We start from the raw sequence: 23,214 nt of genomic DNA, 5'->3' as shown, positions 1-23,214 counted from the left end.
AAAGTATAACGCCTGGGAGACTAGGTGTCCTTTTTTTGCAAAAAAACAGGCCTAAGTTTCTCAGTGTTGAACTTAATCAACACTAAAAAGCTTAGACCCAAATTTTTGATTAGCTATTTTTTAGTAGCAGGATGATAAATACCTAACCGTTTTGCTTCACGTTCCAGATATTGATGAAGCGTCCGCGGTTTATGATCTAGAAGAGCTTCTAGGGTAAATGAAGAACTATCCCAGCCCCATTTACGCATCGTACGAACTAAACGAATGAAGGCTTCGTAGGAATAACTGTCACCACCGTGGAAATATTGTGGCCAATAATCAGCAAGATGATCTTCGTCGACATACTCGGCCTCAATCTTTTTACCAGTGACATCAGTCATCATATCGGCAACTTCGTAACTGTTTAATTTTTCATTGCAAAGCTGGTAGACACCCTTATCGAAGTATTCTGGACGATCAAGGACTTTCAAGATAACGTCGGCTTCATCGAGAGCATCAAACCAAGACATCCGCTTATCAAGTGGGGTATAGTTCGGGAACTTACCCAACTTGTAGAACTGTTCAAGGAAGACATCGTGGTTATAACCAGATGGCTGCAGAACCGTCCATAACATATGGCTTTCGAACCCACGGTATAACAAGTAATGTTCAACCTTTTTCTTCATCATATGGTGCAATTTAGTATCCAAGTTAGGGAAGAGAACTGAAATATCGATGAATTGCTTAACGCCTTCCTTAATGGCAGCGTCAATAGCAATTTTGCCCATGACATATTCCTGAAATGAGAACAGGGTAGGGATGTAAACAACTTGGTCAACACCCGTCATTGCCTTTTCCATCTGGTCAGCTTTAGTAGCATCAATGACCATTGTCTCTTTGACACCTTGTGACTTATAGTCGGCTACCTTAGGATTGATATCCACTGCACGAATATCAACACCATGCTTTGCCAAATAAGGGACAATTTGGCGGCCAACAGATCCACATGCACTTGTAATTAGTAACATAACAAATTCCTCCTAGAACGAATTAGTTTTCGAGATTATTCAAGATTTTTTTCATGAAGTCAATTCCCGATTTCAACTCAGAATCACTTAAACCGGTTCTAATCTCTGTTTCTAACTGGTCAGCCGAATCAAGAAGAATCGTCTGTTTAGCTAAGGCTTGCGATGTTAGCGCGATTTGTTTGCTACGGGCATCGTCCGGATTGGGCACCCGTTGAATAAAGCCCTTGTTCTCTAGTTGATGCAAAAGGCGTGTGACAGTGGGGCTAGAAAGTCTAAATTGCTTTTCTAGATCCACTTGGCGAACAACTCGGTCCTGATTGACAAACAAGCAGGAGAGTAGGTTAAACTGTGGCTGGGTCAAATGGTATTGTGCCAAGAGGTGATTACTCTTTTTATCAAATTCAATTGTGGCTTCTTTTAAATAGATGCCAATTCGATTCCGTTGATTCAGCAAGTCATTACCCCCCAAAAGCAAATTATAAATCAGAATAGTTAGCTAGCTAGGATTTATTACCTATATCTTAGCATGCTAGGAATATTTTGCAATCGTTTTCAATAGAATAGAGGAAAATTAGCGATAGAGTAGGTTAATTTAGTAAACTTAATAAAATATAGGTTTTATTAAGTTTACATAGAAAAGATGATGAACCCTTCCCCTAGCGTAAATTACAATTGAGGGGGCTAAACGATCATTAATAACAAGTAGATGAAAAGACCTGTAAACCGTATGATGGCAGTCTTTGACGACTATAAAAAGGTCATTATTTAAACTAATATCGCTAGTAAATCAGGTTAACTTAATTAATGATTTAAATCACTTAAAAGCTTGTAAAATCAGCTTTTAGAGACTGTTTTAATCTACAAATGACTAGTTAATAACGTGGTGTTAACTGGTTTAATGGCTGCCGAACTAATCATATTTTAAAAGATCAACGGTATTAGTAGCAGTAGCATAAATATTTTAGCCATCTAGTTATACTAGCAGGAAAATATTTGCTTATAACTTTGAATTTAACTAGTTTTATGATTTTAGTTGCTCAAACCATAAGACCCATATAGACTATAGAAAATGACCATCATGATTAAAATGAATACGGCTACTGCTTAAATCTTCAAATAAGGACAGATCTGATACTATTACCGAAATAGGTTACTATTTGGCGTTCATACGACACACGTTCGTTTATTTTGATGTGTAGTTTCTACGAGTCATGTGTTCAGACACGTTATTTAAATGCTGAGTTCGTTTAGCAAATCCGTGTGTATTCTTTATTTAACTAATTAGCATCAATAGACAAAATAGGGAAGTTACCAAATAGTTAAAATATTGCTACCTCATTGATTATTTGCTCTACTTTACATAATATATATTATTCAAAGTAGTGATAAAGAGCAAATGATTTACTCCTGAATGGCTTTTAAATGTGCTCCTAAACGATTGCAAATTAACCTCGCCATTTTGTTATCACTTTTATGTTCGTACTAAATCATTAACACGTCATCAGCATCGAATATTTTCAAAGAATAACCTAATTGTCATTGTCTTAGAATCAAATAACTTAGATCTGGTCTTAATAAATTACCGATAAAATTCTTCCGTACATCGTATGTCCAAAAACAGCCAAAATAAAAAAGCACCATATTTAGTGCTCTTTAGACTTTTCGGAATTAACTTTTGCAAACCGATTATTAAACCAAATTGCCATGATGCCCGTAATAGCACCAACTACGCAAACCACTAATAATGATACCGTAACTAATCCTGAATACTTTCTCACGGCGTTGATCATCATTGCTATTAGCATGGCGACAGCTAGAATATTAACAAACGTAAGAATGATTTTTTCAGTTCCATTATGCTTTGCTAGATACAGCGAGATTGCATAGACACCAAGGTAACTTAAAACGCTCACTAGGCTCTGATACGATAAATGATGCTGACTGAATGCTGAAATCACCGTAATTAAACATAGACAGATGCCAGTGATCCATGACGTAATAGCCGTTTTTTTATACACAAAAATCAACTCCCTAAATGACCAATAACGGATATACCTATTTATACTCCATTATCAGTGATTTTATGGGATTTGCAACCGTTCTGCTGGCAGTTATGATTCAAATAGCGCTTGATATTGACTATAACCCGCCTGTTCAAGCTGATCTGCTGGGATAAATTTTAACGCTGCGCTGTTGATACAATACCTTAAACCACCAGCTGCTTGTGGACCATCGGTGAACACATGGCCTAAATGCGATTTGGCATCAATTGAACGCACTTCAGTTCTAAACATCCCGTGTGAAGTATCCAAGTGACGTTTAACGGATTTCTTTTCGATTGGTTTGGTAAATGACGGCCAGCCACAGCCAGCATCATATTTATCAAGCGAACTAAAGAGCGGCTCACCACTGACAATATCAACGTAAATCCCCGGTTGATCAAACTGATCATATTTACCGCTGAATGGTGCTTCAGTAGCTGCGTTTTGGGTCACTTCGTACGCTGTTTGAGATAATTGTTCACGTAATTTGTTATCATTCTCTGCCATTGTTAGCAACTCCTTGATTTTTTAGTTTAGTTAGTTTAGATGGATTGTGTACAATCTATTAGCCCATTATACCAACTTGTTGCTTAATCACAACCTTTTTGGATCACTAGTTAACGCAAAAAAGAGCAATCCAATGACTTGGACTGCTCTTTTAACATACGATTCAGTATTTCAATTAACCTTCAAAAGCTTCTTGCAATGGTGGTACCACTTGCTTCTTCCGTGAGACAACACCAGGTAAACTAGCACGGTCGTCTTTCAAAGTCGTATTGAAGGCTTTTTCAACGATGTCCTTTGGTTCACCAAAGACGAATAATTCGGAGTTGCTGTCCAAAACGTTGGTGGCTAAGACTAAGAATAAGTCATAACCGTTCTTAGCAGCTTCGTCGCTCATCGCCTTTTTAATACCGTCTTCACGACTGATAACATCGTTCAAATCTACCGTGTTGATCTGGTCGATACGAATGTTCTTGCCAGCCATGGTAAATGACTTAGCATCGCCTGAGACCAATTCAGCATCAGTCTTAGCTGATAAGTTAGTCCCTGCCTTAAGCATTTCGATCCCGTAAGACTGGTAATCCACATCGGCAATTTGGGCCAATGCTTTAACGGCTTCACGATCTTTGTCAGTAGTCGTTGGTGACTTGAGCAATAAGGTGTCAGAAATAATGGCTGACAGCATCAAACCAGCTAATTGGGTTGGGATATCGATCTTGTTTTCAGCAAACATGTTGGTAATGATGGTGCTGACACAGCCAACTGGTTCAGCACGGTAAAATAATGGTGCAGCGGTATTAAAACCATTGATTCGGTGATGATCGACCACGTGGGTAACCGTTACTTTATCAATGTCGTCTGCAGATTGCTGTGGTTCATTGTGATCAACTAGCATAACCTTATCGACTTCGTTTGAAACCGTCTTGACGACTCGTGGTGCAGCAACGCCAAAATGCTTTAAAACAAAGCTAGTTTCCATATTAGGTTCGCCAAGTGCAACGGCTTCAACGTCATAGCCTAATTTAGATTGTAAATATGCGTATGCCATTGCGGCAACAATGGCATCAGTATCGGGACTTTTGTGTCCAAAAACAAGTTCTTTTGACATAAAATTATCGCTCCTCATATCAATTATGATTTTACATATTAATCATACTATTAATTCTGCTGAATTTCCTGCAAACGGGCCAAATAATCTTTGGTTTTCAGATATTGATCAAATTGCGCTAAGAAATGACCGATACGGGGAATCTTATCCTTCCCAGTTCTGAAGACAAAGGCCAATTCAAAGCGAATATTGGGTTCAAACCGAGCCGTCCAAGTATCAGGCTGTTCACCTTGACCAACTACGAATGAATTTGGTAATGCCGTATAAGCGCCAGTCTGTTCTGAGAACTGCAGTAACTGTCCTGGTGTCGTAAACTGGGCCACACTAGTTGGCAGATCGACCATTGCGTTCTTAAAGGACTCACGCATCACGTGGTTCAAGTAGTAATCAACCGGATACGTAACCCAAGGCTTGTTGGGGGTATCAGCAAACTTGATACGCTTCTTCTTGCTGAGTTTTTCATCATGGTGAATAAAGAGCAGATCATCACTGATAATGCGCTTAGATTCATATGGTTTCCAGTTTTTAATTGATTCATCCGGCAGATACATGATGGCCAGATCAATCTGGTTGTTTTCCAGTTTGTCCCAAATTTCCTTACGGGTCAGCATATGCAGCGTAATCTTAACTTCAGGATTTTCACGGTATGACTGAATCATAAAGTCTTCAAAGACGCTATCTTCAACCGATGCCAGCATCCCAATGTTAATATCACCTTGAGTGGCACTAGTCGACTGCTGAATTTCATCCGATGCTTGATTTAAAACATCGTAGATTCGATGAGTGGCATCAAGCATAGTATACCCAGCATCAGTCAACCGCAGTTTCTTACCTACGGAATAGAATAGCCGTGCCCCGGCTGTCCGTTCCAGCTTCTTGATCTGTTGGGTCAATGCTGGCTGCGTAATTCCCAAGATCTGTGCGGCTTGCGTGTAATTCATAGTTTCCGACAACTGTAAGAAATAAGTCAATGTTTTAGACGAAAAAAGACTCTCTTGTTTGCTTTTCATGTGGGAACCTCCTAGATAGGTTGTCCTAAATGTTTTATTATCAAAACTATAATAACCATCTTTGGCGCAATACGCAATTATTGTAATCTAAAAATAACTAATTACTAATAAAAATTAAGACAAAGTTAAAATAGTCGGCTTATTTCGTAACATTTCCGGAATTCCCTCTGCTTCAGTATCAACCACAAATGACCCGTTTGAATAACGATTATTCATTGGGTGCTCCGCTGGGAGAATATCGTGCAGCCGTCGTCGGTCAGTGATGACCTCTAACGGTGACGATTCATCGTTTAGTTTAATAAAGTCAACCACTTCATGCGGTTTAGACTTAAGCGCATGAAGAATCAAGACTCCCTTTCGTGCCCGACTCGTCACTGATAATTCACTAGCGGGCATCTTCTTAAAGGCCCCGCGTTGCGTAATTAAGGCAAGCGTATCATCATCATTGACCAGCTGCAGATCAACCACCGAATCACCCTCGCCAAGGTTCATTGACTTAACACCAGTCGTTCGTGCCCCATTGACCGACACTTCTGCCAGGTCGTAGCGTAAAGCAAAACCGAATCGAGACATTAGTAAAACGGAGGCTTTAGCCGGTTGTGGCAGATAGGTTACATTGACGACCTTCGCTTGATCAGACTTTAATTTTTCAAAGATCTTAGCACTGGACTTATACGTCCGGCCCGGTAATAGATTCTTAAAGGCCGTGCGTTTGATATAACCATCATCGGTTGCAATCAGGAACTCACCAGGTGCCTGCAGCGTGTTGAACGCATAAGTGGCAATGATTTCCTCATCATCGGCTAGGCCAATGGTTTGCGAAATGTGCTCCCCTGTGTCCTTCCAGCGGGCATCGGTGATCTCGTGAACCGGTCGGTAAATTAAATTCCCCTTATTGGTAAACATAAACAAGTGGTCTAACGTACTGAGCTTTTCAGTAAAGATCGGATAGTCTTCGTCCTTTAAACCATTATCTTCTGGATCGGAGGCTTTGTAAGATCTGACCCCGCTACGTTTCAAATAACCATCGCGGCTAACCAGTACCACAACCTCTTCGTCTGGAACCATGACTTTAGTTGAGATCTTGAGCGGTGTAATTTCTGCTTGAATCTCAGTCCGACGATCATTGCGGTACTGTTTGTTGATCGCACGCAGTTCTTTTCGCAGGACTTTGTTTAACGCTTTAGGATCAGCCAGAATCTCTTTGTAGCCGGTAATGTTTTTCGCTAATTGCGCGGCTTCTTTTTCTAACGCCGTAACGTCAGTATTCGTCAACCGATAGAGCTGTAAAGCCACAATAGCGTCCGCCTGCGTCTCGGAAAAATCGTAGCTGGTAACTAAATTGTCACGGGCATCTTTACGGTTCTTACTTGCCCGAATCGTGGCGATCACTTGATCTAAAATCGACAGGGCTTTGATCAACCCTTCAACGATTTGTTGCCGGTTCAAAGCTTTATCCAAATCAAATTTAGTCCGCCGGGAAATCACGTCTTGCTGATGTTCCAGGTAAGCTGACAGAATCGTCTTTAGACCCACATGTTCTGGCCGCTTATGAGTGATGGCCACCATGTTGAAGTTATAGGTCACCTGCAGGTCGGTATTTTTGAATAAGTAATTCAAAATCCCCTGGGCGTCCACATCACGTTTAAGTTCGATGGCAATAGACAGTCCGTCACGGTCTGATTCATCACGTACTTCGGAAATGCCGTCCACTTTTTTCAGCAACCGTAACTCATCGATGCGCTTCACGAGAACGGCTTTATTGACTTCATAAGGGATCTCGCTGACCCGAATCAACTGCTTATTGCCACGTAATTCTTCAATGCTAGTCTTTGACCGGACGACCACCCGGCCACGACCGGTTTCGTAAGCTTTTTTGATACCATCAATGCCTTGTAGGATCCCTCCGGTTGGGAAATCAGGGCCTTTAACAAACTGCATGAGATGCTCAAGGTCAGTCTTCGGATGGTCCAACAAATAGAGCAAAGCATCAATCACTTCACCTAAGTTATGCGGCGGAATATCCGTGGCATAACCGGCAGAAATCCCTGTCGCACCGTTAACCAGCAAATTGGGAAACTTGGCTGGTAAAACGATTGGCTCGTACTCCGTATCATCGAAGTTCAAGACCATATCAACGGTCTCTTTATCAATGTCACGCAGCATTTCGCCGGCAATTTTACTCAACCGGGCTTCCGTATACCGCATGGCAGCAGGCGGATCGCCGTCCATAGAACCGTTGTTACCGTGCATTTCAATCAGTGGTTCGCGTACTTTCCAGTCCTGACTCATCCGGTTAAGGGCTTCGTAGATAGAACTGTCACCATGGGGGTGAAAGTTACCCATAACGTTCCCGACAGCCTTCGCTGATTTACGAAACGGCTTATCATACGTGTTACCATCCTTATTCATGGCAAATAAGATCCGCCGTTGAACCGGTTTTAAACCGTCACGAATATCGGGAAGTGCCCGTTCTTGAATAATTGATTTTGAATAGCGACCAAACCGGTCACTCATAACTTCTTCTAATGTGAGCTCTTGAATCTTAGTTCCCGCCACTCAAAAGACTCCTTTCATACCTATTTCGTCGTTGATGTCGGCTCGTGATGCGCCTCGTTAGCTAAATTATTATCGAGGATACTGCCATCCTCTTCCATGGTAAAGGCCACGTTTTCTTCGATCCACTTCCGCCGGGGCTCAACTTTATCTCCCATCAGCGTTGTGACTCGCCGTTCAGCTAGTGCTGGATCATCGATTCGGACACGAACCAGCGTCCGGCCTTCCGGATTCATCGTGGTGGCCCAGAGCTGCTCGGCATCCATTTCACCAAGGCCTTTGAACCGCTGCAATTTGTAACCCTTCAAATTCTTCGTCTTGGTAGCTAACTCTTCATCAGTCCAAGCATATTCATCGGTCTGCTTCTTACCGCTCTTTTGAATCATGTACAGCGGTGGCAGTGCGATATAGACGCGACCAGCATTGATCATCGGTCGCATGTATTTGTAGAAGAACGTTAACAGCAAAATTTGAATATGGGCACCATCATCATCGGCATCGGTCATAATAATGATCTTGTCATAATTAGCGTCTTCAATATTAAACTCCGACCCCACACCCGCACCGATCGTGTAGATCATGGCGTTGAGTTCTTCGTTTTTCATGACGTCTTCCAATTTAGCCTTTTCAGTGTTCAAAACCTTCCCACGTAAGGGCAAAATAGCTTGGAATTTACGGTTCCGGCCCTGTTTGGCAGAACCGCCGGCAGAATCACCTTCGACTAAGAAGAGTTCGTTTTTATCGGCATTTTTAGATTGTGCTGGTGTTAATTTACCGGATAATAACCGTTCCTTATGCTTATGCTTCTTGCCAGAACGGGTCTCATCACGGGCTTTACGAGCAGCCTCTCGTGCAGTTCGGGCCCGCAGTGACTTGTGAACCAGCATTTGGGCAAATTCACCATTTTCCATTAAGTAGTAGCCTAGCTGTTCGCTGACGACACTGTCAACGATGGCTCGTGCTTCTGGTGTGCCCAGTTTTTCCTTAGTCTGCCCTTCAAACTGCAAGATTGCTTCAGGGACCCGTAATGAAATGACCGCTGAAAGGCCTTCACGCACATCGGAACCATCTAAGTTCTTATCCTTTTCCTTCAGCAAACCGACCTTGCGGGCATATTCATTGAACGCCTTAGTCCAGGCACTGCGCATTCCAGCTTCGTGAGTCCCGCCATCCGGTGTCCGAACGTTGTTAACAAAGGAAAGCAGGTTCTCTGAGTAGCCGTCATTATATTGCGCGGCTACTTCCACTTCAACGCCCTGTTTGCTGCCATCAAAGTACATGACATCGCCCAAGGTCTCTTTATCTTCGTTCAAGTACGCAACGAACTCTTTAATTCCATCTTCGAAATGGTAGATTTCTTCGCGTTCCTGACCCTTCCGCTTATCAGTGAGGGTAATCTTAACACCCTTCAGTAAAAAGGCCGATTCACGGAGACGTTCAGCTAGCGTATTGAAGTTAAAGACCGTAGTCGTAAAAATGGTACTGTCCGGCTTAAAGTGAATTTTGGTTCCAGTCGGCTTACGGGTCTTACCCTTTTTGATCAGCGTCGTTATCGGATGACCGCCGTCTTTAAACTGCTGTTCATACATCTTGCCGTCACGGACAATGTTAACGGTCAGTTCAGAAGACAATGCGTTAACAACACTGGCACCGACCCCGTGAAGGCCACCAGACGTTTTATAGCCGCCCTGGCCAAACTTACCACCGGCGTGCAGCACCGTTAAGATCACTTCCGGTGTGGGCTTACCAGATGCGTGCATTCCCACTGGCATGCCACGTCCTTGATCAGTGACGGTAATACTGTTATCCGCTTCAATAACCACGTTGATTTCTTTACCAAAACCAGCTAAGGCTTCGTCAACTGCGTTATCAACAATTTCGTAGACTAAATGGTGCAATCCGCGGGTATCAGTCGACCCAATATACATCCCTGGCCGTTTACGAACAGCCTCAAGTCCTTCTAGAACCTGGATCGATGAATCATCATAAGTTGTTTTTTTACTCGGCACCAAAAAGACCCCTTTCAATTTTTATCTTCTAAGATTGACTTTAAAAGCGTGATACCGCTAAAATTATTCTGTTAAGTACTGGGAAACATGCTAAAATATTAGCCGTGACACGTCATTATAACAATGGAGGAATGAAACTTGAAACTCGCACTTTTATTATTAATTGCCTACCTCTTAGGCGCGATTCCAAATGGTGTCTGGATCGGTAAGGGATTCTTTCACACCGACATTAGAACAGCCGGCTCCGGCAACATTGGCACCACGAATACCTTTCGGGTCCTCGGCCCAGCTGCCGGCAGTGCCGTTTTGGTCTTAGATCTCGCCAAGGGCACGGTTGCCACGCTATTACCAGTCTGGTTTCTGCACGTTAGTCCGCATTCACCAATGCTGTTACTGTTCGGCCTGATGGCAATTCTTGGCCACACGGTTTCGATCTTTGATCATTTTAAGGGCGGTAAGGCCGTTGCAACCAGTGCGGGAATGTTACTCGCTTACAACCCGTTGCTCTTTGTGATCGCGGCAACTTGTTTTGTTAGCCTTATCTATTTAACCAGCATGGTTAGCCTGGCGTCAATGATTAGTTTTACGATTATCACAATTTTATGCTTCGTTATTCAAGATTGGTACCTGTCAGCCCTAGCCGTTTGCCTCACGATCTTCGTGTTTTGGCGGCACCGGACGAACATCGTGCGCATCAAGAACGGAACGGAAAGCATGGTCTCGTTTGGTCTAGGCAACAAACACCGGCAGCAACAGCACCAAAAACAAGATTAAGTACCGTTAGCATCATAATTACTAGTTTATAGGCAAAAGTAGAGCTATGTCAAAATCATTTTTTGGCATAGCTCCTTTTTTAGGTTAATTTTAAATTTTAGAAGAAGCGAATCTGAAAACCGGCGTTAAAGGATTTTTTAGGTCCAGCCGACTGAAGATCCATCTTGTCAGTGAATTGACCATCGCTGTCAACGTTGTCAGCAATGCCCCACCATGGTTCCAAACAAGCGAACGGTGCCCGTTTAGGATAGGGTGACCAGATACCCACATAAGGGGCATTTTGAAGGGTCAACGCCACCCCGTGATCGTTTAACTGCGTGCTTAACATTAACGTTGTTTCAACGTGGTCTAAGTCAAGAATCAAAGCGTCACGGTCGAATAGATCGTGGTCAAGGGTCATGGGCGTCGTCAAATTCAACGTTTTTTCGTGCTTGACGTCATTATACGGTCCCACTAACGGAATCTGCGGGTAAGCTTTTTTCGGTGCTACGGTCACGAAGTAATCTGAGAAATCACCCTGACCCGGTTCCAAGGGAACGTTAAAGGCCGGATGACCGCCAATTGAAAATGGTAGCGTGACATCACTGCTGGGGTTAGTCACTGTATAGTGGACCGACAGCGTGTGTGCTTCAAGGGTAAAGGATACCCGGAGATCAAAATCAAAGGGATACTTTTCGCGGGTCTCATCAGTGGCATTCAGCTGGAAAACGGCGTGATCATCTTCGTGCTCAATCACCATAAAGTCCATGTCGCGAGCAAAGCCGTGCTGCGTCATATGATAGGTCTTACCGTTAACGGTGTACTGATCATCCTTTAAACGACCAACGATGGGAAATAAGACCGGTGCGTGACGGCCCCAAAACTTAGGATCCGCCTGCCACATATATTCGATCTTATCGCCCACACTCTGGACGCTGCTCAGTTCAGCACCGTGTTCATTCACCTTAACGCGTAAATCATCATTTTTAAGTTCAATCACGTTTTTTACCCCATTTCTAACCAATCTTCAAGATTAGTATAGACCATTGAGTAACCCCTTTCAACCGATTAACTCAGTTTGTCTGATGCTAATCTCGATTGGCGATGAATTCGCTTGCGCGTAACTATCAACCTGACTACAATTAAACTAAATTGAAAGTTGAACTTTCATGAGAGGCGATAATGATGACTAAATCTGTTTCTAATTTACCAACCACCATGCGTGCTTGGGCTGTTACTGAACCAGGCCCCATTGATGGTGAAAAAAGCCCGCTGGAATTTACCACGAAGCCGGTTCCAACACCACAGCGCGGTGAAGTTTTAGTCCGGGTATTGACTTGCGGTGTCTGCCACACCGATTTACATGTCTCTGAGGGTGACTTGCCGGTCCATCAAGACCATGTGACCCCGGGACACGAAATCGTCGGCGAAGTGGTCGCAATCGGCCCTGACGCCCACCGCTTTGAACTGGGCGATCGGATCGGTGTGCCGTGGCTGCGCTGGACCTGTGGCGTTTGCCAGTACTGCCGTTCAGGGCGTGAAAACCTCTGCCCGAACTCTAAGTACACGGGCTGGGATCACGATGGCGGTTACGCGGAATATACCACAGTGCCAGAAGGATTTGCCTACCGCATTCCAGAACGGTTTGATTCGCAAACCGCTTCACCACTGCTCTGTGCTGGAATCATTGGCTACCGGGCTTTCCGGCGGGCTAACGTACCAGCTGGCGGTCGGTTAGGTTTATACGGTTTTGGCGGTTCAGCACACATCACCGCGCAATTAGCCATTGATCAAGGTATTGAAGTTCACGTTCTGACCCGTGGTAAGGATGCTCGCAAATTTGCGCTGTCACTGGGGGCTAAATCAGCTGCCGGTGCTTATGATCTGCCACCTGTTAAACTGGATTCATCGATCATCTTTGCGCCAGTTGGCGATATTGTCCCCACTGCTTTGGAAGGCTTGGCACCTGGTGGCACGCTAGCTCTGGCTGGTATTCACCTGACCGATATTCCACCGTTGAATTATCAAAATCACATTTTTCACGAAAAGAACCTTACTAGTGTGGAATCCAACACCCGTCATGATGGCGAGGAATTCTTAAAGCTAGCTGATCGGCTGGACATCCATCCAGAAACCACACCATACGCGTTCGATAAAGCGGATGAAGCTTTACGTTACGTCAAAAAAGGCGATATCCGCGGTGCCTGTGTTTTAAAGATTGGTGAAGATTAATCTCCAGTTTCAGTAATCATAAAATTGATTAGTTAACAAAAACGTCTAATTACTATTTTGAAGTAATTAGGCGTTTTTAGTTTAAAGTCACAAGAATTAGAGAATATAACGTGACAGATCTTTGTTCTTAACAATGTTGCCAATTTTATCATTTACGTAGTTTTCGGTAATGGTGATGTCACCCATCTGCATATCTGGCCCTTCGTAGAGCAGGTCTTCTAGTAATTTTTCAAGTACGGTATGCAAACGACGGGCACCAATGTTTTGGTTCTCATGGTTCAACTGGTAAGCCAACTCAGCAATCCGGTTGATAGCTTCAATCGTGAAGGTCACCTTCACGTTATCCGTACCAATCAAAGCAATGTACTGCTTGATCAAGGCGTTATTCGGTTCCGTCAAGATCTTAACAAAGTCTTCTTGGCTCAATTCGTCCAGTTCCACCCGAATTGGGAAGCGGCCTTGCAGTTCAGCAATTAGGTCACTGGGTTTGCTTTCGGCAAAGGCCCCGGAAGCAATGAACAAAATGTGATCCGTATCGATGGCACCGTATTTAGTTTGAACTTGGGTGCCTTCAACGATTGGTAAGATGTCACGTTGGACACCTTCACGGGAAACTTCACCGCTGTTTTGCTTCGATGTTGAGGTAATTTTATCGATTTCATCAATAAAGATGATCCCGGTGTTTTGCGCCCGTTCAATGGCAGCGTGGTTGATATCGGCATCGTTTACTAAAGTTTCAGATTCTTCTTGAATCAAAATTTCACGTGCTTCAGAAACCGGTACCGTGCGCTTGATGCGCTTCTTAGGAATCATTTGGCCTAACGTTGATCCCAGATCAATGCCCATTTGGTTCATCATGGGGTTGCTGCCGGCCATTGACTGCTGCGGATCATCCATTTCAATAGTGACTTCGGAGTTTTCCAATAGCCCGTGAGCTAGCTGATCAGAAACGGACATTCGTTGGTTTTTGACCTCGTCAGTAATTTCTTCTTTGGGCTGTTCAGCGGTAGGCATATCACCCTTTTGCATCTGTGAAAACATGTTCATCAGATTAGAAAAGTCAGCCTGTTGATTTTGCTTAGGTTTCTTCCCTGGAACTAATAATTTAACTAACCGGTTGTTTGCCCGTTTAGTGGCTTCTGCCCGGACGTTTTCGAACTGAGAGTCCTTTTCCATCTTAACGGAAACGTCAACTAGGTTACGAACCATCGATTCAACGTCGCTGCCGACGTAACCGACTTCGGTAAACTTAGTGGCTTCGACTTTGACAAACGGTGCCTTGACAATTTTAGCTAACCGTCGTGCCAGTTCAGTCTTACCAACCCCAGTCGGGCCGATCATCAGCATGTTTTTGGGTGTAATTTCATCTTGCATATCTTGTGAAAGCTGCATCCGGCGGTAACGGTTACGTAACGCAATCGCAATCGACTTTTTAGCAGCGTCCTGGCCGATAATATACTGGTCAAGCAACGAAACGATTTCGCGTGGTGTTTTTGTAATTGGATCCAATCAAATCCCTGCTTTCTGTTGGGTTTATAATTCTTCAGAAATAATGTTGTGGTTGGTAAAGATATCGATATCACCGGCAATACCAATGGCCGTTTCGGCAATTTCTTTAGCACTCATGTCCTTAGCATGGTGGTGTAAAGCAGTTGCGGCCGCTTGGGCAAAATTACCGCCGGAACCGATAGCTAAAATGTCATCATCTGGGGCGATCACTTCACCGGAACCGGAGACTAGCAACATATCCTTATCGTTCATGACAATTAGCAGTGCTTCTAGTTTTTGTAAGTTTTGATCTGAACGCCAGTCTTGAGCCAGTTCCACGGCAGCTCGTTCCAAGTTGCCGCTAAATTCGTTCAAGCGGGCTTCAAATTTTTCTTCAAGTTTAAAGGCGTCTGCTACACTGCCCGCAAAACCAACAACGACTTTATCGTTGTAAATCCGGCGAACTTTATGTGCAGTTCCCTTCATGATGACTTTTTCACCCATCGTAACTTGACCGTCGCCGGCCATGGCATTGTGCCCATTATGACGCACGGCAACGATGGTGGTTGCCTCAAATTTTACTGGCATGTATAAAACCCCTGCTTTCTTTAATCATGAGTAGCACGTGGAAAGAAACGGCGATAATCCCGTTGAAGCTGTGATTTCGTCACGTGAGTATAGATCTGAGTCGTCGACAAACTGCTGTGGCCTAAGAGTTCCTGTACCGTCCGTAAATCAGCGCCATGGTTCAGCAAATGCGTGGCAAACGTGTGCCGCAACATATGCGGATGAATGTCACCGGTCAAAGTACTACGGTCAATCATTTGATTCAGCACGTATTCCACTCCCGTGGGCGTGATGGGATCACCGTAATGATTGATAAAGACGATCTCGTGCTGTTTATGGTACTGGGCCATTAGCGACTCTCTGGTCGACTTTAAATAGGTCAATAGCGCGTTTTTAGCATAGTTGCCAAAGGGCACGTAGCGCTCCTTGTTGCCCTTCCCATGAATCAGCATCAGCTGACCGTCAAAATCAATCGCCGTTAACGTTAACCCGCACAGTTCACTGACCCGAATGCCGGTGGCATACAGGACTTCCAAAATGGCGGAATCCCGCTTGGCTAACGCAGCATCCGGATTTTCCTTAGCTGCTTTGAACAGCGCCGTCATTTCCTTTTCGTAGAAAAATCGCGGCAACGGCTGCGGACGCTTCTTCAACGTGACGTAAGCAAACGGATTGACCTTTACTTGGTCTTCGCGGATCAAGAAATCGTAAAAGGACCGTAAACTGGAAATTTTACGGGCAATCGTTGTCCGGGCCTTGTGTTCATCGTATAGCTGACTGAGATACACTTGGACATCCAGCTTTGACACCGCTAATAGATCAGTAGTGCCACCGGTGTCAGTTAAGAACTTTTGAAAAGCGGCTAGATCCTCACGGTAAGCTTTAACAGTTTCTGGTGAATATTGCCGTTCGCTTTCCAGGTAGGTGATAAACAATTCAACTGGTGTTGCCATGTTAACCACCTCCATGATGATAATTTAACAAAAAACCAACCCCGATGCAATACATTTGGTCAAGGTTGGTCAAACTTAATTTTCTTGTAACTATTTTTGAACGGGTTCTTCGTAGTCGCCGTTTGGACAAATGACTTGAACGCCGCCCTTGATCTTCTTTTCAACTAAGAAGTGACCATCCTTTGGACAATCACGGCCAATTGGCTTATCCCAGGTGACAAAATCACAGTCAGGATAGCGGGAACAGCCGTAAAACAACCGGTTCTTCTTGGATTTTCTTTCGATGACTTGACCCTTATGACACTTCGGGCAAACCACACCGATTTCTTTAACGATCGGTTTAGTATTGCGGCAATCTGGGAACCGGGAACAAGCGTAAAACTTGCCGTAACGGCCCATCTTAATTACCATTGGGGCACCGCAAATGTCACAATCAAAGCCAGCTGGTTCGTCCTTGATCTGAATCTTTTCGATGGTATCTTGAGCGTGGCTCACTTCTTTAGAGAATGGTTTATAGAAGGTATCCACAACTTTGACCCAGTCCTGCTCGCCCTCTTCAATACCATCCAGCTGCTTTTCCAAACCAGCCGTAAAGTTAATGTCAACGATGTCTGGGAAATAGTCTTGAATAATGGTATTGACGATATCGCCCAGTTCAGTCGGTTCAAAACGACGCCCCACTAATTTGACGTAGTACCGACGCTGAATGGTATCCAAGGTTGGTGCATACGTTGATGGCCGGCCCACCCCATTTTCTTCCAGCGCTTTGATTAGGTTGGCTTCAGAGAAACGTGCCGGTGGCTGGGTAAAGTGTTGCGCTGGATCAGTCTTAGATAAGGTCAACAGGTCGCCTTCCTTTAGGTCAGGCAACAGGTTGTCCTTTTCCTTACCGTCCTTATAGACCTTCAAAAAACCTTCAAATTTAAGTTTAGAACCATTAGCTCTAAAGGTAACCCCATTTTGCTCAATGGTGACCGCCATGGTATCCATCATGGCGTTGGTCATTTGACTGGCCATGAACCGGTTCCAGATCAACGAATAGAGTTTGTACTGGTCATTAGTCAGATACTGCTTTAGGTCGGCTGGTGTCCGGTAGACGGATGATGGCCGAATGGCTTCATGGGCGTCTTGGGCGCCTTCTGGTAACTTACCCTTAATTGGTTTAGTGGCTGCGTATTCAGCTCCGTATTTTTCATGAATAAAGGACGATGCTTCGTGCTTCGCAATCACTGAGATTCGGGTAGAGTCGGTCCGCATATAGGTAATTAGCCCTTGAGAACCTTCCTTACCAATGTTGATGCCTTCATACAGTTGCTGAGCAGCCATCATCGTCTTACGAGTCCGGAAGTTCAGCTTTTTATTGGCTTCCTGTTGCATGGCTGAAGTCGTAAATGGTGGTTGCGGTGTCCGTTTGCGTTCCTTACGAGTAACTTTAGTGATATCAAAAGGTTGGTCACGATCTAACTTGGCCAATACTTTTTGAACTTCATCATTATCGGGTAAAGCGTGCTTCTTACCGTCTAAACCATAAAAGTTGGCAGCAAATTTACTGCGCTTTAATTTAAATTCTGATTCAATGGTCCAATACTCTTCGGGTACGAAGACTTTGATCTCGTTTTCGCGGTCAATGATTAGCTTTAAGGCAATCGATTGCACTCGGCCAGCACTGAGTCCCTTTTTAACCTTTTTCCAGAGCAGTGGCGAAATGGAATAACCCACTAGGCGGTCCAAAATTCGGCGAGCTTGCTGGGCATCCACCAGATCCATATCAATGGTTCGAGGCGTTTTGAACGCGTCTTTAACAGCATCCTTGGTAATTTCGTTAAACACGACCCGGTTTTTTTCGTTCGGGTCCAGATTTAACAAATGAGATAAATGCCAAGCAATGGATTCTCCTTCACGGTCCGGGTCAGCTGCCAAATAAACTTGTTTGGCTTTTTTGGCTTCGGAACGTAATTCTTTGATCACATCGCCCTTGCCACGAATCGAAATGTAGTGGGGTTCATAATTATTTTCAACGTCCACACCCATTTTACTCTTGGGCAGGTCGCGGACATGGCCAAGACTAGCCATGACTTTATAGGTCCGGCCAAGGTATTTTTCAATCGTTTTGGCTTTGGCTGGTGATTCTACGATAACCAGCTTTTTACGGTTTTTTCTTCTTTTAGTTTTAGTGGTTTTAGTTTTTTTAGTTGTTGTTGCTGCCATCTAATTACCCCTTCTATCGAGTTGTAAATATTGATTGATGCGAGATTACTAAATCTTTCACATCATATTTCATAAAAATTAGATTGTCAACTGAAAAAGTTCGCAAAAACTACTATATTATATGTCAAATGGATGTCGTTTTACCAAATTATAAACGGTCTCATGCCGGTTATTTAGTCTTCAGCGATGGGTATTCATCCAAAATGTCTTCGGCGCACAGAACCGCTTTAGCACCGGCCTGAATCAACTGATTGCACCCGCAGGAAAGCGGGTCATCGATCCTGCCGGGAATTGCCATCACATCCCGGTTATTTTGCAGTGCCAGATTAGCTGTGATCAGACTGCCGCTTTTTTCTTGGGCCTGCACCACTAAAGTAGCCTGACTTAAGCCAGCAATGATCCGATTCCGTTCCACAAAGTGATATCGCTTACCCACCGCGTCTAACGGGTATTCGGATAACACCAGTTCATGCTGGGCCATGTACTGCTGCAACTTTTGACTACTGGCTGGGTAGCTGAGGTTTAAGCCTGTCGCAATCACGCCGATCGTGTGACCGTGATTGCGCAGAGTAAGCAGATGACTGAGGCTGTCCACACCGGCTGCTAACCCTGAAACCACAACCAACCCATTTTCAGTAAGCTTGGGTAAAATGGTATTCAAAACCGTTTCAGAATAAGCATTGCTTCGCCGGCTACCGACAATACTTAGTAACTGCGGTGCGTTTAATAACTCCAGATTACCTTGATAAAACAAGATGGTCGGTGGCAGCCAGCTCTCCTTTAGCATTAACGGGTATTCAGGATCAAAAAAAGTCAGGTAACGCGACTCATTTTCATGTCGTGTTAATACCTGACTGATCTTATCAGAAATAAACCCCTGTTCAAACTTCGACCGGTGCTGGGGTAAAATTCCGGCAATTTCGCTAATTTTAGCTGGCAGTAAATTTCTCAATTGTCCCGGATGCTCAACTAACCACTGAATAACGCGGTACTCACCTTTGATACCAATGCCGGGGGTTAAGTGCAAACGCAATAAAAATTGATTTAAATCCATGATTAAATCACCTCATAGTCAGTTTTCAGCAAACTACGGTGAGTTAGTTAAAATAGTTTGAAACTGGTGCGAACGTCCGCCGGTGAATTTTTGAAGGTCCCAGATCTTTCAAGCCCTGCAAATGCGCTTTAGTGCCATAACCGGCATTATGAGCAAATTCGTAGTCCGGATATAAAACGTCATAGCTTTGCATGAGGTGATCCCGGAAAACCTTAGCCACAATGCTAGCAGCCCCGATAGAGACACTCTTAGCGTCGCCATGAATCAGCTTTAACTGCGGAATATCACTATCAATCTGCATGGCGTCAATCAGCAGTTGATCCGGCTGCACTCGCAGCTGCGTAACTGCTTGCAGCATGGCTACCCGAGTGGCCTGATAAATGTTGAGCTGATCAATTTGCTGTGCCGATTGCATCCCAATGCCCACCGCAATTGCCTGATCTAATATCCGCGGATATAATTGTTCTCGCTGATGGTCTGAAAGCTGCTTAGAATCATTGACTTCGATCACATCGAAATCATCGGGTAGGATCACTGCACAGGTCACCACCGGTCCTGCCAGCGGGCCACGGCCCACCTCATCAATACCGGCGATTAATCGATGACCTTCCTGCCGGTATTTGCGTTCATAAAAAAAGCGCTGCTCAAAGGCGCGCTTTTCTTCGGCTAGTTTAGCTAGTCTATGATGAGTGGTTTGCATCAATTTTTGAACGCCCGTGCGTGAATCATCTGCGTACTCCTGAAACAAAGGATCTGTTTCCGCCGTAATGCCATGAAATAACTGAGTCAATTCGCGAATTGATAATGGTTTACTCATTATTCTTCCTCCGTACGATCCACCGTATAGCGGCCCAGCTTCCCCTTGCGAATGTCCAAGATCAGCCGGTCACTGGCACGGTCATAATCATCTTTCATCCCGAACTGCTTGGTCAATTTAAGCAGGAGATCAACATCGCTTAAAACCAGATCATCATCAGTTAATTTATAACGTTTACGTAAGGCACCTTCGTAATAGGCGCGAAAGAATTTTAAGGCAAATAAGGCTACATCGTCGCTGGCGAAACGCTGGTCTTTGATCGCACCGGTTAAGGCTAACGCTTGACCAGTTCGTTCGTCCTCAAATTTAGGCCACAGGATTCCTGGAGTATCCAGTAACTGCAATTTAGAAGATGAGCGCAACCATTGCTGACCCTTCGTCACACCAGGCCGGTCGCCAACTTGAGCCGCCCGTTTATTAACTAACCGGTTTAACAGCGTTGATTTACCCACGTTGGGGATACCTACCGTAATGGCACGGATGGGCCGTTCTTTCAGGCCTTTTTGCAATTCATTATCCAATTTGTCCGCTAAAATGGACTGCGTAATACGGGTAATTGTCTTAGTGGTGATATTCGCCTTAGAATCCACCGCAATTGCCGGTAAACCCTGCTTTTTAAACGCCTTGATCCAGTTAGTGGTTTCTTCCGGATCAGCCAGATCACTTTTAGTCATGATCACCAGATGCGGCTTCTCCTTGATCAGCCGTTCAATCTCAGGATTACGTGAAGCTTGCGGGATACGGGCATCAACCAGCTCAAACACAATATCCACCACGTGTAAGTTTTCTTCCAGTTGGCGGATGGCTTTTGCCATATGTCCGGGGAACCATTGAATTGTTGCCATAATGTTTAAATTCCTTTCATATCAGGTGTGTAACACCCTGTTGTTTAGCATTTACTTTTAGAAACACCATTTTTAAATCATATTCCGTTACTCATCATCCAATTTTTTACTAATGAGTTTTGAAAATCAGCACTCTTATTCTACCACAGTTATTTCTTTAAACCTGTTATTGAATCCGTCATATCATAGCCACCCAGAGCGTAAAAATACCCCTAAAGTTGTGCTTAACTTTGGGGGTACACATTAAATTTAGAAAATTTAACAGTTTTATACTGGATAGAAGTTAATGATCATTGCCTTCAAGAGCCCACTACCAGAATTCTGGTAAATATGCTGGTTGGTTGGATCAAAACGCGTGGCGTCATCCTGATTTAAAACCAGTTGCTTACTGCCAGTTGTCAACGTTAACTGACCAGCTAAAACCATCACGTATTCTTCCGAGTCGAGTTTTTGATTGGTTTTAGCATGCCCCACCGAAGTGTAACTGGTACCTTCATCCAATTCGATTTGAAAAAGCTCAAAGTTATGGTGAGGAGAATCGGAATAGTAGCCGTAGATTCGATAATGACCATCTTGCGACTGCTGCTTGTGGATTTCAGCTTTTTTAATCACATTACTGGTTGGATTATTGTCGCCCTCCAAAAGCGTCGTATACGGTATGTTTAATCCAATACAAATTTTCCAAATCGTATTGATTGTGGGACTAGTGCCATTGTTTTCAATCTGTGAAAGCATGCCCTTGCTGACACCGGAAAGCGTTGCAAGTTCAGTTAGGCTTAGTCCTCTTTCGTGGCGGATCCGTTTCAGATTTTTACTCACAATTATGCCGATATTCATTGTAAAACTCCCTAACTATTATTGACATAGAATTAAAAATGCATTAAAGTCTTATTAGTGTTCAATATATTATACATCTGTATAGTATCTTAAACGGTAATGCTGTCAAAAGTCAATTATAACTACTTTATCGTTTAAAAATAACTTAAGAACGGAGGAAATTATTTGTGGATAATGAGTTAACGGTTTCCAGTGCAGCAAAGGAAACCTTACCAACGGTGTTTGGCTACATAGGAATTGGTTTAGCGTATGGGATCGTCGGCAGGGCTTCCGGATTGAGTCCCTTGATGATCACCTTAATGTCATTGATAACGTATGGCGGTGCCTCACAATTCATTATTATTAGCATGCTGGTAACACATAGTCCGATGATTTCGATTATTTTATCAGCCTTTTTGGTAAATTCCCGAATGATCCTGATGAGCACCACCTTAGCCCCCTATTTTCGCAAGGAAAGCCTGTTTAAAAATATCATTTTAGGCGGACTGGTAACGGATGAAAGTTTTGCCCTGGGCATGAATAAAATCAACTATACTGGTCGAAAATTGAATTTTCCGTGGTTCAATACGGTGAATTTGTTTGCCTATATCGTCTGGGCAATTGCTTCATTGGTGGGTGCCTTATTGGGAAACTTTATTAGTAATCCCGATAAGTTCGGCCTGAATTTTGCCTTAGTTGCCATGTTTATTGGCCTGCTTTACCTACAGTTGGTAAGTGATAAATCAATTAAATTTAATTTACAGCTACTCGTGGTCGGCTTTGTGTTAGTCGCAACGTTTATCGGGATCATTTTTATTCCCGCCAATCTATTGACGTTAGTAATCACATTAATTGCTTGTGCATTTGGGGTGGTGATCAAACATGCCTTCTTCTAACTTTATTTTATTGACAATTTTAGGCTCTGGACTAGCTACTTGGTTAGGTAGAATTATGCCTTTTGTAATTTTAAAGAAGTTTAGATTATCTGCAAAGATGGTTGAATTTTTAAGCTTTGTGCCAATTTCCATTATGTCAGTATTATGGTTTGAAAATTTATTTATCCAGCATTTGGGTCACCTACCATCACTAAACGTGCCTAACCTGTTAGCTTCCTTACCGACAGTATTGAGTGCGGTCATTTCCAAAAACTTGCTGGTCACCGTGGTAGTGGGCGTTATCTCATTAGGGTTCTTAAGACTCGTTGTGGGAATGTGAGTAATGACCAACAGTTTCTAACTAAAAAAT

At 43.7% G+C, this 23,214-nt stretch carries 21 protein-coding genes; 4 read left to right on the top strand and 17 right to left on the bottom strand.

Going from position 1 to position 23,214, the window contains the following annotated elements; all coding sequences use genetic code 11:
- Positions 1-113 precede the first annotated feature (113 nt).
- The 8 genes from FFM73_RS02250 to parE all read right to left on the bottom strand — a co-directional run bounded on the left by FFM73_RS02250 (position 114) and on the right by parE (position 10,236).
- A complete protein-coding gene (locus FFM73_RS02250) occupies positions 114-1,007 on the bottom strand; it encodes an NmrA family NAD(P)-binding protein (protein ID WP_137630163.1) in 894 nt (297 codons plus the stop codon).
- A gap of 22 nt (positions 1,008-1,029) precedes the next feature.
- Positions 1,030-1,461: a MarR family winged helix-turn-helix transcriptional regulator gene (locus FFM73_RS02245; RefSeq protein ID WP_171001163.1), complete on the bottom strand. Its 432-nt coding sequence runs from the start codon at positions 1,459-1,461 to the stop codon at positions 1,030-1,032.
- 1,189 nt (positions 1,462-2,650) lie between these two features.
- A complete protein-coding gene (locus FFM73_RS02240) occupies positions 2,651-3,025 on the bottom strand; it encodes a hypothetical protein (RefSeq protein WP_137630161.1) in 375 nt (124 codons plus the stop codon).
- Between the two features lie 93 nt (positions 3,026-3,118).
- Positions 3,119-3,556, bottom strand: coding sequence for a peptide-methionine (R)-S-oxide reductase MsrB (gene msrB, locus FFM73_RS02235; RefSeq protein ID WP_137630160.1), 438 nt, complete (start codon positions 3,554-3,556; stop codon positions 3,119-3,121).
- Between the two features lie 175 nt (positions 3,557-3,731).
- Positions 3,732-4,661 carry a manganese-dependent inorganic pyrophosphatase gene (locus FFM73_RS02230; protein WP_137630159.1) on the bottom strand — a complete coding sequence of 310 codons (930 nt, stop codon included), beginning with the start codon at positions 4,659-4,661 and terminating at the stop codon, positions 3,732-3,734.
- 50 nt (positions 4,662-4,711) lie between these two features.
- Positions 4,712-5,671: a LysR family transcriptional regulator gene (locus FFM73_RS02225; protein WP_137630158.1), complete on the bottom strand. Its 960-nt coding sequence runs from the start codon at positions 5,669-5,671 to the stop codon at positions 4,712-4,714.
- Between the two features lie 114 nt (positions 5,672-5,785).
- A complete protein-coding gene (gene parC / locus FFM73_RS02220; RefSeq protein WP_137630157.1) occupies positions 5,786-8,230 on the bottom strand; it encodes a DNA topoisomerase IV subunit A in 2,445 nt (814 codons plus the stop codon).
- Positions 8,231-8,250: 20 nt separating this feature from the next.
- Entirely contained in the window at positions 8,251-10,236 is a 1,986-nt protein-coding gene (parE, locus tag FFM73_RS02215; RefSeq protein WP_137630156.1) for a DNA topoisomerase IV subunit B, read from the bottom strand.
- Positions 10,237-10,374: 138 nt separating this feature from the next.
- Here parE and plsY point away from each other — a divergent pair, with 138 nt between their 5' ends.
- On the top strand, positions 10,375-11,010 hold the full coding sequence (gene plsY, locus FFM73_RS02210; protein WP_137630155.1) for a glycerol-3-phosphate 1-O-acyltransferase PlsY: 636 nt from the start codon (positions 10,375-10,377) through the stop codon (positions 11,008-11,010).
- 97 nt (positions 11,011-11,107) lie between these two features.
- Here plsY and FFM73_RS02205 read toward each other — a convergent pair whose 3' ends face one another.
- Complete coding sequence (locus FFM73_RS02205; protein ID WP_137630154.1) at positions 11,108-11,989, bottom strand: aldose 1-epimerase family protein; 882 nt, start codon at positions 11,987-11,989, stop codon at positions 11,108-11,110.
- Positions 11,990-12,174: 185 nt separating this feature from the next.
- Here FFM73_RS02205 and FFM73_RS02200 point away from each other — a divergent pair, with 185 nt between their 5' ends.
- Positions 12,175-13,221, top strand: coding sequence for a zinc-dependent alcohol dehydrogenase family protein (locus FFM73_RS02200; protein WP_137630153.1), 1,047 nt, complete (start codon positions 12,175-12,177; stop codon positions 13,219-13,221).
- A gap of 96 nt (positions 13,222-13,317) precedes the next feature.
- On the opposite strand, the gene hslU is transcribed toward FFM73_RS02200, so the two are convergent.
- From hslU to FFM73_RS02160, 8 genes are all read right to left on the bottom strand, one after another.
- Entirely contained in the window at positions 13,318-14,730 is a 1,413-nt protein-coding gene (gene hslU, locus FFM73_RS02195) for an ATP-dependent protease ATPase subunit HslU (protein ID WP_137630152.1), read from the bottom strand.
- A gap of 24 nt (positions 14,731-14,754) precedes the next feature.
- A complete protein-coding gene (gene hslV / locus FFM73_RS02190) occupies positions 14,755-15,297 on the bottom strand; it encodes an ATP-dependent protease subunit HslV (protein ID WP_054655198.1) in 543 nt (180 codons plus the stop codon).
- 20 nt (positions 15,298-15,317) lie between these two features.
- Positions 15,318-16,229 (bottom strand): tyrosine recombinase XerC, encoded by a 912-nt coding sequence (gene xerC / locus FFM73_RS02185; RefSeq protein ID WP_137630151.1) that lies wholly within the window; start codon positions 16,227-16,229, stop codon positions 15,318-15,320.
- Between the two features lie 90 nt (positions 16,230-16,319).
- Positions 16,320-18,437 (bottom strand): type I DNA topoisomerase, encoded by a 2,118-nt coding sequence (gene topA / locus FFM73_RS02180; RefSeq protein ID WP_137630150.1) that lies wholly within the window; start codon positions 18,435-18,437, stop codon positions 16,320-16,322.
- 169 nt (positions 18,438-18,606) lie between these two features.
- On the bottom strand, positions 18,607-19,491 hold the full coding sequence (gene dprA / locus FFM73_RS02175) for a DNA-processing protein DprA (protein WP_137630149.1): 885 nt from the start codon (positions 19,489-19,491) through the stop codon (positions 18,607-18,609).
- 43 nt (positions 19,492-19,534) lie between these two features.
- A complete protein-coding gene (gene rnhB / locus FFM73_RS02170; RefSeq protein ID WP_137630148.1) occupies positions 19,535-20,308 on the bottom strand; it encodes a ribonuclease HII in 774 nt (257 codons plus the stop codon).
- A complete protein-coding gene (ylqF, locus tag FFM73_RS02165) occupies positions 20,308-21,153 on the bottom strand; it encodes a ribosome biogenesis GTPase YlqF (protein WP_089137098.1) in 846 nt (281 codons plus the stop codon). The genes rnhB and ylqF overlap by 1 nt, the downstream gene beginning before the upstream one ends.
- A gap of 267 nt (positions 21,154-21,420) precedes the next feature.
- Entirely contained in the window at positions 21,421-21,990 is a 570-nt protein-coding gene (locus FFM73_RS02160; RefSeq protein WP_137630147.1) for a helix-turn-helix domain-containing protein, read from the bottom strand.
- 167 nt (positions 21,991-22,157) lie between these two features.
- Between FFM73_RS02160 and FFM73_RS02155 the strand changes: the two genes are divergently transcribed.
- Both FFM73_RS02155 and FFM73_RS02150 read left to right on the top strand, forming a co-directional pair.
- Positions 22,158-22,865, top strand: a complete 708-nt coding sequence (locus FFM73_RS02155) for an AzlC family ABC transporter permease (protein ID WP_137630146.1) — start codon at positions 22,158-22,160, stop codon at positions 22,863-22,865.
- The gene (locus FFM73_RS02150; RefSeq protein WP_137630145.1) at positions 22,852-23,184 is read left to right on the top strand and encodes an AzlD domain-containing protein; all 333 of its coding nucleotides are present in this window, start codon (positions 22,852-22,854) and stop codon (positions 23,182-23,184) included. The genes FFM73_RS02155 and FFM73_RS02150 overlap by 14 nt, the downstream gene beginning before the upstream one ends.
- The last annotated feature ends 30 nt before the right edge of the window (positions 23,185-23,214 follow it).

The organism is Secundilactobacillus hailunensis, assembly GCF_005405185.1.
GTDB classification, from domain to species: Bacteria; Bacillota; Bacilli; order Lactobacillales; family Lactobacillaceae; genus Secundilactobacillus; species Secundilactobacillus hailunensis.
This window is presented reverse-complemented; position numbering and strand designations above follow the sequence as displayed.

Bases quoted from the DNA above. Each gene is read 5' to 3' on its own strand.
- rnhB (WP_137630148.1), bottom strand. From the start codon at position 20,308: ATGAGTAAACCATTATCAATTCGCGAATTGACTCAGTTATTTCATGGC.
- topA (WP_137630150.1), bottom strand. From the start codon at position 18,437: ATGGCAGCAACAACAACTAAAAAAACTAAAACCACTAAAACTAAAAGA.
- FFM73_RS02150 (WP_137630145.1), top strand. From the start codon at position 22,852: ATGCCTTCTTCTAACTTTATTTTATTGACAATTTTAGGCTCTGGACTA.
- FFM73_RS02230 (WP_137630159.1), bottom strand. From the start codon at position 4,661: ATGTCAAAAGAACTTGTTTTTGGACACAAAAGTCCCGATACTGATGCC.
- FFM73_RS02200 (WP_137630153.1), top strand. From the start codon at position 12,175: ATGACTAAATCTGTTTCTAATTTACCAACCACCATGCGTGCTTGGGCT.
- ylqF (WP_089137098.1), bottom strand. From the start codon at position 21,153: ATGGCAACAATTCAATGGTTCCCCGGACATATGGCAAAAGCCATCCGC.
- dprA (WP_137630149.1), bottom strand. From the start codon at position 19,491: ATGGATTTAAATCAATTTTTATTGCGTTTGCACTTAACCCCCGGCATT.
- hslV (WP_054655198.1), bottom strand. From the start codon at position 15,297: ATGCCAGTAAAATTTGAGGCAACCACCATCGTTGCCGTGCGTCATAAT.
- FFM73_RS02160 (WP_137630147.1), bottom strand. From the start codon at position 21,990: ATGAATATCGGCATAATTGTGAGTAAAAATCTGAAACGGATCCGCCAC.
- FFM73_RS02225 (WP_137630158.1), bottom strand. From the start codon at position 5,671: ATGAAAAGCAAACAAGAGAGTCTTTTTTCGTCTAAAACATTGACTTAT.
- FFM73_RS02250 (WP_137630163.1), bottom strand. From the start codon at position 1,007: ATGTTACTAATTACAAGTGCATGTGGATCTGTTGGCCGCCAAATTGTC.
- msrB (WP_137630160.1), bottom strand. From the start codon at position 3,556: ATGGCAGAGAATGATAACAAATTACGTGAACAATTATCTCAAACAGCG.
- xerC (WP_137630151.1), bottom strand. From the start codon at position 16,229: ATGGCAACACCAGTTGAATTGTTTATCACCTACCTGGAAAGCGAACGG.